The following is an 11,486-nucleotide window of genomic DNA, read 5'->3' on the forward strand; positions in this document are numbered from 1 at the left end:
TATTTTACCAGGCTTATTCTGCGACAACCAGGATAAAGAGCGCTACAACATGGTCAGGGATGTCAGTAACCGCTTTGGCTGTCGCCAGTCGATACCTTCCATCAGCATCGCCAGTTGCGCCGGCGTCAGGAACACTTTGCCATCGCGGGCTGAGGGCCAGGCGAAGCGACCACGTTCCAGTCGCTTTGTCAGCAGGCACAGACCATCGCCGGTGGACCAGAGCAGTTTTACCTGACTGCCGCTGCGTCCCCGGAAGATGAAGACGTGGCCGGACATCGGGTCATCTTTCAGCGCGGTCTGCACCTTTGCGGCGAGGCCATTGAAGCCGTTGCGCATATCGGTGATACCGGCAACCAGCCAGATTTTTGTGCCTGCGGGAAGATTTATCATACCGGCCCCCGCATCAGTTCGCGCAGGACAGTGCTCATGAGTTCAGCAGAGGGATGAGTCAGTGTTATTTCTCCTCCCCGACATTTTATGTGGCAGGTAGCGGGAGGAGAGCAGGATGGTAGTTCGAAGGTTGGGAGAGAAGAGCCCGCCTGAAGCTGCACGGGTATCAGGGCAGGAAGCGACGATGAGTTTTTTCGGGGCCGACAGACCCGCCCTTCACGCTGCCAGAGCCTTATCCATTTAAAGAGCAGGTTATCATTGACGTCATGTTTCCGGGCCAGTGCGGCAATACTGCCTTCTTCTTCAAGAGCCAGCCTGACCAGTTCCATTTTGAATTCAGGGGAATAGTGTTTCCGGGGAAGTCTTTCTTTAGCGCGCATGAGGTGTCCACCTGCAAAATAAGTGGGTGCTTAAGTTACAGGATCCTGGATTCGGGACCAGACGGTACTCAGACGACGCTTACTATAAAAACCGCTGGGGAGGAATGTTAAGCGTATTTCCTGCCAGGTCCGTAACGATGAAATTGAAGGTGAATTCTTCATCAAGATCACTTGAGGGCATGCCAGCCTGGGTGTTCATATCTTTAATCCACGGATAGAACGCACGTTTATTGGCTGTGTCATAACTCAGGTTATTGTCGGAGACCACAGAACCATTACTTCGTTTAATGACAAGACGGATCTTGGCAATTCCACTAGCATCCTCAATACCGTCTGCAAATATAGAAAACTGGCCACTACCGCCTCGGCCCAACTCCCAAAGTGGCCCAGAAAGTACCATGTCGTAACCTGCGTTTTGACTCGGATAAATACTCTTATAGCGTGGAGGAGTTGTATCAACGATGAAATGATAAGTAGATGTGCTCACTACAGTCTGGCGAATATCCAGAGTTTCATTGACTACAGTAAAGGTCCCTTCTCCGAGCGCCGGTAGAACCATATCCTTTCCATAGTATTCTGTTCCATCGGCAGCAACGATACGATCTGCAACGCTCGTTTTGGTCGAGACGGAGGAATACATAACCTTTTTATCGCTGTCTCGTGTGACCGTCACTCGCTCGTACCGATCAAGACCCGATATCAAGTTCAGAGTCAAAACACCAGCGGGATTAAGATATGTTTGTGTTGCAGGCTTAATATTCCGAACAGCCTTATTGGTATCTGTAAATGAGTAGCTAAATACCTGAGCATGTGCCGAAGATACAGTAGCAAGGGCAGTTGCAACCATGCAGCCAATTAGAGTTTTACGCATATGATGCTCCGGGAATAGGTTATAGCCTTATTCTACGGATTCAGCCTACAAGGTCCGGTCGGATAAAGTGATAATTTGCCTGTTAAAAGAGACATCAAGTGAGAAAGCAACCAACGTACAGAATGCAAAATGGCGGCAGTGCATCTGGATGACGCAAAAGTAACTTTTTGTACCCACTTTTTTGGATTTTAGCCTTCAAAATGAGTATTCAACCAATCATAAAAGTAACTTTTGATAGACGCTGCTCCTTTATGTTTGCCAATTGTGCTGATATGTTTTTAAATTCAAGGAAGCGAGATTTTAAAAGCATCTGTTGAGTCAAATTTATGTAAAATAACAGGGTAACCATCACTTCTAGGTTGAGGAAACCCAATGTTATACATGCTCTTATGCTGTTTTCTGATGCTCAACAGTACATTCGTTATGTTCAGAGCAATGTCTGCAATAAGTAAAGGATCCGCTAAAGAAAACCGGTCTGAAATATCGCTGATAGTCCTAGCAACACTTGGAATTGCATCACCATTCATTGTCGCAATGATTACTATTAATGAAAGTATGACATCTAAAACAGTAACAGATTTTTCTTTGGGTGCTCAGTGGTCCGGAATGGTTTCAGCGGTAGCGCTAATGGGGTTATATGCTCGACGCGTTTGGAAAGAGAAGAAGTCCTTATTTACTGGCGCTTTCCTGGCCTCTTCCTTAATGGCCTTTATTTTTACTGACAGCCTTGTTTTCGTATCCCAGAAGGACACCGGCGTTCTGGCTACTTTCGTACTCGATAAAAACGCTGGAGATATTGATTGTAGTCGCCCGGCTATGATTGTCCATTACAGTAAAGGTGTTCCAACGGACTGGCGTTGCCCAACCAGTATCATGTTGATGGCGTATTCTTCATATCCTTTTTTACCTTGGCCTGAGTATAGCCATGGTACCAGCCAGTCTCTTACGGTTGTTATTGATACATTTATGGAAAACGCTGTTAATCTCAGTCAAAAATAATAAATAAACCTCTCTAGTGAGAGGTTTTATAAACCTGAGCCACCAATCTAATTAACTCTATATTTTTGTTTTAGCTTTTTTAAAGGTAGACTTACCGAATAAAACAGCAATTATAGAGCAAAGGCCTGGCGTTAGGACAAAAGCTAATAATGCACTGCCAAAACTTGTCATTTCAGGCACCACGAACCAGCTGATAGGCCACGTCAGGGCAGGTAAATTTAGCGGATCATAAAGCGCATGTAGAGCGCTTAACACACAGTAAAGTGCTAAAAAGCAAACTAGATAAACAACGATCCACATTTTAATTTGCTCAGCAATTTCAAATTTAGGACTGCCCATGCTTTACCTCAGTGGCTGAATATTGATGGTTAATATCTTTAATCACCCGTAAGCACTTAGTGCATACCTTAGTTCGATTTGTCTGCTTGTCCAGAGTGTATTTAACTTCAAGTTGACCTCCAGCATTAAGCAAAGTGAGCATCTCATCTTCTAACACGCTTCGGTAAATGGTCTTGTCCGAGAGTGTGCCCGGTAACGAGTACTCAACATAATTGTTTGAAACTCTTACCGATTTAGGGATTTTACCACTGAGCTGGATTTCATTCGTTGAAGGCATTACAGTTACTTTAATCACAGTTGCCGGTGACCAGAAATCCTGATAACGCACTTTATGAATTTTATCAGCTCTAAGGCCTAACCACACATTTCCGGCGATAAGAACAATAAGCAATCCATAAACTGATCGTCGAATGTTACGCCTTTTAATCACAATGTCCCCCATCCCTCAAATATCATTCTAAATAACTGCACCAGGATATCATGAGCGTAATTAAAAGAATTCTTCATAACCGGGGTTTTCAGTTGAGTTTGCGGACTCTTTACTTTGCGGTTTCTCGCCCTCTATTTGAGTATCCCTGACAGGTTTGGATTTACCCATGCTCCTCTGAAAGGTATCCATAACAAACTCAATATCTTCTTCTGGCAGGCTGGTGGGTTGGTTGCTCATAGGACTTCCTCTTGTTGAATACGTTCGGCGTACAGGATGCGAACCGAAACGGTCGTGTTTTCAAACTCGTTCTCAAAAACGTCCATCCATTCCGTCCGGAATTCTTCCCCCAGAAGGTTATCGAGCCCCTGAAGAGATAATGGAAGAACGGCTGCTAGAGATCCCCCGGCTGCGAGATGAGATGCAGCTGCCTGGAGATGCAGCCTGGCCCGGTTATCGGCAAAAGGTGGGTTCATCACGACATAATCAAACTTCTTCTGTTGATTAGACTTAGACCATGTGAGGAAGTCAGCTTCTGTCGTATCGTATCCCTTAGCCCGGGAGATAAGGCAATTCAAAGTATCAAGCTCGATGCCAGTAACGATCACACCGGCAGGGAATGATTTAAGCAAATCCGCATGGCCAATATTAGGCTCCAGGAGGGTATCCCCTTCCCCTGCACCGAGCAGGGAATATACATATTCGCTGATTCGGCAAGATGAAGGGTAAAACTGATGCGATACAATATCAGGCATCTCCCCTATCTGGCCGATGTAACGAATAACCTCACACGGATCATAGGAAAATGTCACATCGTATTTTGTTACTGTTGCCCCTAAGAACCGAAGGGTGTCAGCGGCAACACTCGAAGATTTGCGTTCGGCGAGAGACCCTAAAGATGTCCAGCAACTCCATTTATTGTCCCCGTCATTTTTAAACATTAGTTCAGAAAGCTGCATCCGGGTATCAAAGTCGATGCACTGCTTAAGTACAGGGAATGCCTCCAAAGATTTCTTGCTATGAGCCATGCGGTCGGCAGGTAATGCCAGCGGTACGATAGCTGATAAAATATTGTTAAGCCGCTCGGCGATATCAGGGTGGACGTCAATATGCATTGATCCATTTTTGTAAACCCTGAAACGAATACTGTTGCCATCGATGCAGATCCATTTTCTGAACCCCTCATGTTCGACCAACGCCTCAACCAATGATTTGGTGTTATGGATCGCCTTCACCTGTTCGCCACGGAAGAATGCGCATATAACGCGGAGCTCGCTCAGTGGTGAAATGCCAGACTCTTTAAAATCCACCCTTAATTTCTGCCAGGGGTATTTAGACGGCTCGCAAACTCCGGTAGTGATCATGCGGGTGGAGAACCCAAAAGCTTTGTTTGTCTTATGACTGCGGCTCAGAGACTGGAAGACGTCGTAAACCCTTTCTTTAATAAATTGATTGCGGTCATTAAGCAAAGCAACGACTGTGCCTACTACAGCGTCAGCTGTGAAATCAGGGATCACCTGAGGCGGCATAATATAGCGGTCGGCCGTAAACTGCTTATCCCATTCGTTACGTTTGGCATCCGACATGATAGGCAAAACATCAGTGAGTGCCATAACGCGTTTCCAGTATTCAGATCTCAGAGCGTTTTCCGCGAACAAGGCATCCGCTTCAGAGATACTGTGGTTGTAGCCTGAGAGATAAGAATAAAGTTTCTGGTGATTGTGGGTTTTGAACTGGACAGCCATGTGTTTCAACAAGCAGAGTTCATCATTATAGGACTCAACAAGATCCGCGATAATGCCGAGCTCTTTGCGCATATCTGGAAGAAATGTTTCAGAAGAGCTAACCACCAGGCTATGAGAGGTTGTTAAAGCCAGTACGCTGTGACCTGCATTATCGGGTTTAGCTTCAGAATCAAGAGATGACATTTTACCGGTCCTTTAGAAAAAACTTTTACCAGGATAGCAACGTCGCTCTGTAACCTAATAGGTTCAGTGACACGAAAAAGTTTTTTATGTCTCTGAATAAAACTTAAAGATGTCAACTCATAGAAAGAAGCAAAAAAAAAGCCCCGCATAAACGGGGCAAGAACGATACATGGAGGTTTAAAAAAGGCGGGCAAAAAGCCTGAATCCTTAATGACTCTGACAAAACCAACACTTTGCCAAAAGTAAATTATTCTGCGTCCGGCTGTGGGTCAGTATCCTGATCGGTCTCTTCCCCTGCCTTCTTAGCATTTTTTTTACGTGGGTATTTTGGCTTCTCACCATTAAGTTTTGCCTGACGATTCTCCGCACGGCGAAGCTGCTTGTTCTCTGATTCTGTGATCTCTTTTGAAAGATTTCTCAGCATCTCCAGAGTACTGCGGTTCAACGTAATGTTGATTTCTTCGTCAGCACTTGAATCTGTCATCTCCGGCAATTCAATATCCCCCAGTTTCTGTAATAAGCTGGTGGTGATGAGTTTGACGCCTTCTACGGCTTTTGTGGCAATAACCGGCGGAATCCGTGCTGGCTTGAAGTCTGAAGGTCTGACTCGTACCTGACCATGTTGGGTTTTTTTCACCGTGATGCCATTCGCATCGGCCTGCTCAAGTTCCGCGATCATCTTCTTGATACGTGAAATTGCTTCTGTTTCACCGAGCTCATCGATCAGTGAAAGCACGTTAACATACGAAATAGCGTCAGCATGAATCCATTTCTTGATAACAACAGAACAGGTTGTCAGGCGGATAAGAGAACTGATGGTCGTCGGGCTTTTATTTTCACGTTGAGCAATTCGTTCGAGTGACCAGCCAGCAAGAGAATGTAGGCGACGATAGGACTCGCCAAGCGCAACAGGAGAAAGCGCAAGACCACGGTTACCATCAATGGTCGCGAGCTCACAGCCAATTTCATCTTCTTTAATCTCAACGCAAAGGATTGTGATGTCATGATCTTCATCACATGCCATCATTGCGGCTTTTAAACGGCAGTGCCCCTGGCGAACAAAAGGTACCCCATCAATGACACGTACTCGGATAGGGTCTACATAGTCACCTCGAATGTAGGCATTCTTGATGTTGTAGATGTGTTCTTCAACCTCAGGGAGCTTATAGTAATCGTCACCCATTCCCATTTCGCGGGAGTTGAAGCCTGGCGTGACCTGAATTACTGAAGGGTGGATAGCCCATGCTTTCTGGTCACTTACTTCAGTACAAAGTTCAGGGTTTGCATCACGGAACTGTTTAAGCCCAGTGACGTAACGACCTGTGCCAGTAACTACTGAAAAGGCAACATGGGCCGTTTTAAAGACCTTGTCATTAGCTTGCTGTGTAGGTTCTGTCAGTAAAACACTCATAGGGGCTCCGTTACATTTTTCTGCTTACTTTCTGCGTAGCGGGGATACTACCGAAAAAAAAATCCATAATTTTTCGCAAAAAAGGTACTTTTTGAGCCTATTCTGATTTTTCACAAAAAAAGAGGGCTCCCCATTTCTTGTGATGGCATCAAAATCGCTTCATAAACAAAGACATAAATCCAAAACATAAAGTTCAGGTATCAGTGAGGAAAAATCTTATAAATCCGCAATGCTGAAAGTCAAAACTGTGCGTCTTAAACAACTTTTTTTTGCTCCCTAAGTTATTAGTTAAAGCCCGTGGTTAGGTACGATACCAGCACCTAAATTTCTCTCTCAGGTATAGACACTTTGACTCGACATCTCAGACACATGCCGATAATCAAATGGGCTGGTGGAAAAACGAAACTGATGCCTTTCATCAGCCATCACTACCCACACGATCATAGTTGCCGGTGGGTAGAACCCTTTATAGGCGGTGGTGCCGTTTTTCTGAACATGTTTGCACAAAATGCATTGCTTGCAGATAGCAATCCAGACTTGATCAACCTATACAGGACTATTCAAAGACAGAAAACTAACTTTATAAATCAGGTCCAAAACCTAGCGGATAAAACCTTTGTCGAAAAGGACTACTATGAGATGAGGGACCGTTTCAACAAAACCTGTATTTCTGGTCAACCGCTTCAAAGAGCGGCTTTGTTTTACTCCCTGAATCGCCTGGGCTATAACGGTATGTGCCGCTATAACTCAGAAAGAATCTATTCAGTGCCCTGGGGGAAACATACAGAACTGAAGCTTGACTTCAATAAAATAGACTACCTTTCATTTCGTCTTTCAGGTATTGAACTGATCACCGCTGGTTTTGAGGAGACTCTGGCCGCAACCGGCGAAGGAGATCAGATTTATTGTGATCCGCCATATGACAAAACAAGCAAAACTAGTTTTGTCAGTTACGATGGTAAACCGTTCAGCCAAAGCGACCACGTGCTGTTAGCAAATATGCTCGTTGACGCTCACAGAAAAGGCGCTGCTGTTGCGATATCAAATAGCCTGACACCATTCACTTTGGGCCTCTATGAAGAGCGTGGATTCGTCATACACAGACTCAGCGCTTACCGATCCGTAGGAAGTAAGCCAAATACACGGAAAACGGAAACAGAAATACTGGCCGTGCTGAAATAGAGTTAATTCTAATCAACGGGGCTAATCCATTCCTGAAAAGTTAATACCTCAGGGTGAGTTCGTTGAACATAAGGTATAAACTGAAGCTCTTCTATTCTCCGGTCGCCCCTCTTTCCTTCGCAAATAAATGAAATGAGTCCTTGCTGAGAAAGCCCAGTAAGGACGCTCATAAGTCTTATATTTAGAGTTTTAAGCTGTAAGTCGTTATTAATGTCCTCCACTTTATGAGAGCTCTGGCCTGAACGTTTAAGATACTCGTAAACCATGAAATTCGAATTTCGTCGTTTTAACAATTTTTCGGTTATGCATTCCTGAATGAAACCGCCAAGAGCATTTAAAAGCGGACTGAGAACTACCGGGAAAGTTAATGTGTAACTTTGAGAAGTTTTAGACAAAGTAAATGAATTTAGAAAGCTAAAGTTAAGTCTCTTTTTTGAATATGGAGCGTAAGCGACAAGAGTAGTTGACATAACAGTAAGTAAAGCTTCAAGATGTTCCACTGTTATTAATGTGGTTTTATCTGTATTTCTTAGATTATGGAAATCAATAAACGCTACTCTTGAACGGCTAAGCCAATCTTGTACTTTAATGTCGATAGAAAATTGCGATATATGATTTGAACATTCATTTTGGTTGATAGGGCATGCAGACGAAAGATGGTTATGGATTATCATGCATAGCACAAAAAAAGGAAATCGGCAGGCTGTGGGGCATTGAAAACCGGTTAAAGAAAGCTTAGACGTTTCATATGCGCTTACCGGAAAAGTAACTTTTCTTAACGTTGGCTTTGACGATGTTCTTGCATTTTTACAAATGAAACCGAGACCCAGATCATTGTGCATTTTAAAGTCCATCTCCATCATCACCTTTTAGCCTTAACTGTATGGTATTGGTATACAAAAAATTAAAAATTATAATTAATAAGATTATCATTTTTTTACTATTGAAAAGGTTGTGATAGAGGGGAATTTAAATGTAAAAGATTTATACTCGCAGATCTTTATGAGGGATAAAACCCATTGCGTAAGCAACAATATTACGTGAGTGAGTCCTAACGACAGTTTAAGTCTTGGCTCTATATTTAAGCAGTAAAACATTTAACTGTCTTGGAGTTTACTTAACTTAAAAACTGTTATTGCAGCATAATTTTTCGAATCAAAATCATAGAATTTTCTGACTTTTCCAGTCAAATGATAACGTTCACCCAATAAAATGTGATCCTGTTTATCGGCCGTTAAAGCGATCCCGTCATTTCTAACTTTACCAGTAAATGTAAAAAAATAACTCCCTTTACTTTTTGCGTACGCGGCCCTGACTTCAGTAAATGTTAGTTCAATGCTTATGACCTGGCCGATATTGTAGCTATGTTTTAAAATTTCTTGTTCATTTTCCGGAGTTTCAGACAACATCACATCAAAGGTTGTAAAGAAACAATCCAGCTGGCGTTCTGTCAAAAAACGGTTATTGTCTAGTTGCGCCAATATACTATTAGAAAACTTAGTGTTAGCCTTTTTTGCTTTCTCAATAAGTACGTGGTTTCTGGATTTCCATGCTTCGAGTGTTGGGTTAACACGCAGTTCCGGAATGTTATCGAGAAAGGTAATTGGCTCTAGTACCACTAATTTTTCAATAATGGGTCCAACTGTTTGCACCCCATGACACTTTTCACATACATCAGCCCCTTTGTGGCCTGTGCCCGCACATTCGTTACATTCTCTTTCGATAGGTGCATAATAATTTCCATCTCCGTTAAGGGATACATTCACTGAGGCTGGTACCATATGACCATCAAGAGTAAAGAAAAGAGATTTCATTTTCGAAACACCTCCAAACGTGCCTCTACGATTGCTACAGCTTCTTTCACAGTTTTTTCATAGTGGTCATGCCCTTCAGGAAATTGGTCAAAACGTTTACCGTGTTCTAACTCTTCCATGTTGCGTTTAAGGACTTCATGAGTTAGAAGCAAATCATTATAATTATCGATAAGAGTCAGCTTTATAGGTTTAATCACTCAACTAATCCTCGGGTTTTTATTCCTTAAGGAGATCTCGAATTTCCAGAAGCTCTTCTAATTTTGGTTTAGAAAGAATGATTGCTGTATTTTCGTCGTTAAGTAAAGACAATAAAATATTTAGCTTTTCATCATTCAAGATTATTTGAACACCATCATCAGAAAATATTACATTTTTACTATCAACATTTTTGAACAAGTGTGCACTATCTCTACCAAATTTTAGTTCTGTTTGAGTATTCGTTATAGATTCCGTATGTGTACTTTCCACAAGCTCAAGAAATTCAGATTTTAGCCGTTCTGTTTTCTTATGCGAGAGGCGCTTAATACCCAAAGTCTTACGTGTGACTGCCGAATTTTTCTTTTCTGGTCCGCCTTTATTTAAGGTGTCTGGTCCTGCTCCAGCTGCATTGTGTTCAGGTATGCCTACAATTTTGCTCGTTGTAGTCTCAATATTCTTAACGCCAGGTAAGAAACCTTCTATATGTTTTAAAACCATTTTGTGATCGTTGGAATATTTTAACATTATTTCAATGGCGAGCGTTTTTTTGATTAGATTTAGGCTAATCAAACGTTGAAGCTCTAATGGCATATCAAGGATTTTTAGCATATTACGAATTGCGGTAGTTGATCGTTGATATCGCATTGCTAGTTCTTCAACCGAATACCCGAGACTAACAGCATGAGCTAATGCATGAGCTTGCCCAACCGGATTTAGCCCATTGCTTCTGTTACCATCGAGGTTCTCAAGGTATTCTTCAATTTCGTTTTTATAATCGATTAAGATAACAGATAATTTTGGAATATTAGCACCTTCAGAAATTGCTAATTTTAAGCCATGAAAACGAGTATGACCTTGACGAACTAAATATTTACCTTTTCTTTTTACGACCTTGATCATATCAACCTGCCTTCCTTCCTTAAAGGCTTGTTTGATTGACACAATCATCGATTTGACAGGTTCTTGTTCGTAACACAAATCTCCGATTACCGCCTCTCGGGGATTAAATCCCTTTTCAATTTCAACTAGATTAGTATCCACTTCAATGACTGTATGTTTGCTGTTGTTCATATCTTCCTCCTGTTTACTACATGATACATGAACCTCAAATTTGCCAAATAGGGCTGATACATCTAAAAGGTAAACTCAAAAAATTTGCTTAATAAAATTAAAATAAAAACTGTCTTGAATAAAACAATGATAGTAAACCCACTTTCATTTCCGTTTGCGATCTGTAGATATTGATAAAGGAGCGCTATTCCTTGTTTTATATGGACTTATCATTGTTTTCAACAGGTTAGATCAATTCTTTAGATCACTAAAGATCAATAGAGTTCAAGTAAAGATCACGGCATCTTTAACTCATTGATTATAGTAACTTTATGAAAGGATCCGGCATTCGGATGCATGCGAAAAGCATTTGAATGAATAAGGAAGGCATTTACTGGAATGCTTATGGCATTTAGGTAAATGCGTAAAAAGCATTTGCAAGAATATGTTATAAACAGTTTGCCAAATGAAAATCTTATCACCGACGAGTTAAGTTA

14 protein-coding genes are annotated in these 11,486 nt (G+C 42.2%); 2 read left to right on the forward strand and 12 right to left on the reverse strand.

Going from position 1 to position 11,486, the window contains the following annotated elements; genetic code table 11:
• Nucleotides 1–42: 42 nt before the first annotated feature.
• The 3 genes from tnpB to JQN59_RS25580 form a co-directional block, all read right to left on the reverse strand.
• Nucleotides 43–390, reverse strand: coding sequence for an IS66 family insertion sequence element accessory protein TnpB (gene tnpB, locus JQN59_RS25570; RefSeq protein ID WP_000609174.1), 348 nt, complete (start codon nt 388–390; stop codon nt 43–45).
• Nucleotides 387–770 (reverse strand): IS66-like element accessory protein TnpA, encoded by a 384-nt coding sequence (gene tnpA, locus JQN59_RS25575; RefSeq protein ID WP_001201739.1) that lies wholly within the window; start codon nt 768–770, stop codon nt 387–389. The genes tnpB and tnpA overlap by 4 nt, the downstream gene beginning before the upstream one ends.
• A gap of 82 nt (nt 771–852) precedes the next feature.
• Nucleotides 853–1,641 (reverse strand): Ig-like domain repeat protein, encoded by a 789-nt coding sequence (locus JQN59_RS25580; protein WP_239484236.1) that lies wholly within the window; start codon nt 1,639–1,641, stop codon nt 853–855.
• A gap of 372 nt (nt 1,642–2,013) precedes the next feature.
• On the opposite strand from JQN59_RS25580, the gene JQN59_RS25585 reads away from it, so the two are divergent.
• Nucleotides 2,014–2,640 carry a hypothetical protein gene (locus JQN59_RS25585; RefSeq protein WP_000966518.1) on the forward strand — a complete coding sequence of 209 codons (627 nt, stop codon included), beginning with the start codon at nt 2,014–2,016 and terminating at the stop codon, nt 2,638–2,640.
• Nucleotides 2,641–2,697: 57 nt separating this feature from the next.
• Here JQN59_RS25585 and JQN59_RS25590 read toward each other — a convergent pair whose 3' ends face one another.
• The 5 genes from JQN59_RS25590 to JQN59_RS25610 all read right to left on the reverse strand — a co-directional run bounded on the left by JQN59_RS25590 (nt 2,698) and on the right by JQN59_RS25610 (nt 6,745).
• Complete coding sequence (locus tag JQN59_RS25590) at nt 2,698–2,979, reverse strand: hypothetical protein (RefSeq protein WP_000535423.1); 282 nt, start codon at nt 2,977–2,979, stop codon at nt 2,698–2,700.
• Nucleotides 2,966–3,409, reverse strand: coding sequence for a hypothetical protein (locus JQN59_RS25595; RefSeq protein ID WP_001805248.1), 444 nt, complete (start codon nt 3,407–3,409; stop codon nt 2,966–2,968). Before JQN59_RS25595 ends, JQN59_RS25590 begins: the two co-directional genes overlap by 14 nt.
• 60 nt (nt 3,410–3,469) lie before the next feature.
• Nucleotides 3,470–3,646: a hypothetical protein gene (locus tag JQN59_RS25600; protein WP_000070862.1), complete on the reverse strand. Its 177-nt coding sequence runs from the start codon at nt 3,644–3,646 to the stop codon at nt 3,470–3,472.
• Complete coding sequence (locus tag JQN59_RS25605; RefSeq protein ID WP_000096325.1) at nt 3,643–5,334, reverse strand: DUF4942 domain-containing protein; 1,692 nt, start codon at nt 5,332–5,334, stop codon at nt 3,643–3,645. Before JQN59_RS25605 ends, JQN59_RS25600 begins: the two co-directional genes overlap by 4 nt.
• Before the next feature lie 247 nt (nt 5,335–5,581).
• A complete protein-coding gene (locus JQN59_RS25610; RefSeq protein ID WP_000114860.1) occupies nt 5,582–6,745 on the reverse strand; it encodes a hypothetical protein in 1,164 nt (387 codons plus the stop codon).
• 369 nt (nt 6,746–7,114) lie between these two features.
• Between JQN59_RS25610 and JQN59_RS25615 the strand changes: the two genes are divergently transcribed.
• Nucleotides 7,115–7,927, forward strand: coding sequence for a DNA adenine methylase (locus JQN59_RS25615; RefSeq protein ID WP_001121574.1), 813 nt, complete (start codon nt 7,115–7,117; stop codon nt 7,925–7,927).
• Between the two features lie 8 nt (nt 7,928–7,935).
• Here the strand turns inward: JQN59_RS25615 and JQN59_RS25620 are convergent, their stop codons facing one another.
• The 4 genes from JQN59_RS25620 to JQN59_RS25635 all read right to left on the reverse strand — a co-directional run bounded on the left by JQN59_RS25620 (nt 7,936) and on the right by JQN59_RS25635 (nt 11,010).
• Nucleotides 7,936–8,790 carry a hypothetical protein gene (locus JQN59_RS25620; protein WP_239484237.1) on the reverse strand — a complete coding sequence of 285 codons (855 nt, stop codon included), beginning with the start codon at nt 8,788–8,790 and terminating at the stop codon, nt 7,936–7,938.
• 234 nt (nt 8,791–9,024) lie between these two features.
• Nucleotides 9,025–9,741: a zinc finger-like domain-containing protein gene (locus JQN59_RS25625; RefSeq protein WP_000838219.1), complete on the reverse strand. Its 717-nt coding sequence runs from the start codon at nt 9,739–9,741 to the stop codon at nt 9,025–9,027.
• Entirely contained in the window at nt 9,738–9,938 is a 201-nt protein-coding gene (locus JQN59_RS25630) for a hypothetical protein (RefSeq protein WP_000594930.1), read from the reverse strand. Before JQN59_RS25630 ends, JQN59_RS25625 begins: the two co-directional genes overlap by 4 nt.
• 19 nt (nt 9,939–9,957) lie before the next feature.
• The gene (locus JQN59_RS25635) at nt 9,958–11,010 is read right to left on the reverse strand and encodes a hypothetical protein (protein WP_001065778.1); all 1,053 of its coding nucleotides are present in this window, start codon (nt 11,008–11,010) and stop codon (nt 9,958–9,960) included.
• Between the last annotated feature and the right edge of the window lie 476 nt (nt 11,011–11,486).

This window comes from Citrobacter sp. B72 (assembly GCF_016894305.1).
Lineage (GTDB): Bacteria > Pseudomonadota > Gammaproteobacteria > Enterobacterales > Enterobacteriaceae > Citrobacter > Citrobacter portucalensis.

What these genes read in the sequence shown, in the direction of transcription:
- JQN59_RS25590 (WP_000535423.1), bottom strand. Translation starts at nt 2,979, where the DNA reads ATGGGCAGTCCTAAATTTGAAATTGCTGAGCAAATTAAAATGTGGATC.
- JQN59_RS25620 (WP_239484237.1), bottom strand. Translation starts at nt 8,790, where the DNA reads ATGATGGAGATGGACTTTAAAATGCACAATGATCTGGGTCTCGGTTTC.
- JQN59_RS25610 (WP_000114860.1), bottom strand. Translation starts at nt 6,745, where the DNA reads ATGAGTGTTTTACTGACAGAACCTACACAGCAAGCTAATGACAAGGTC.
- JQN59_RS25615 (WP_001121574.1), top strand. Translation starts at nt 7,115, where the DNA reads ATGCCGATAATCAAATGGGCTGGTGGAAAAACGAAACTGATGCCTTTC.
- JQN59_RS25625 (WP_000838219.1), bottom strand. Translation starts at nt 9,741, where the DNA reads ATGAAATCTCTTTTCTTTACTCTTGATGGTCATATGGTACCAGCCTCA.
- tnpB (WP_000609174.1), bottom strand. Translation starts at nt 390, where the DNA reads ATGATAAATCTTCCCGCAGGCACAAAAATCTGGCTGGTTGCCGGTATC.
- JQN59_RS25580 (WP_239484236.1), bottom strand. Translation starts at nt 1,641, where the DNA reads ATGCGTAAAACTCTAATTGGCTGCATGGTTGCAACTGCCCTTGCTACT.
- JQN59_RS25585 (WP_000966518.1), top strand. Translation starts at nt 2,014, where the DNA reads ATGTTATACATGCTCTTATGCTGTTTTCTGATGCTCAACAGTACATTC.
- JQN59_RS25600 (WP_000070862.1), bottom strand. Translation starts at nt 3,646, where the DNA reads ATGAGCAACCAACCCACCAGCCTGCCAGAAGAAGATATTGAGTTTGTT.
- tnpA (WP_001201739.1), bottom strand. Translation starts at nt 770, where the DNA reads ATGCGCGCTAAAGAAAGACTTCCCCGGAAACACTATTCCCCTGAATTC.
- JQN59_RS25635 (WP_001065778.1), bottom strand. Translation starts at nt 11,010, where the DNA reads ATGAACAACAGCAAACATACAGTCATTGAAGTGGATACTAATCTAGTT.
- JQN59_RS25605 (WP_000096325.1), bottom strand. Translation starts at nt 5,334, where the DNA reads ATGTCATCTCTTGATTCTGAAGCTAAACCCGATAATGCAGGTCACAGC.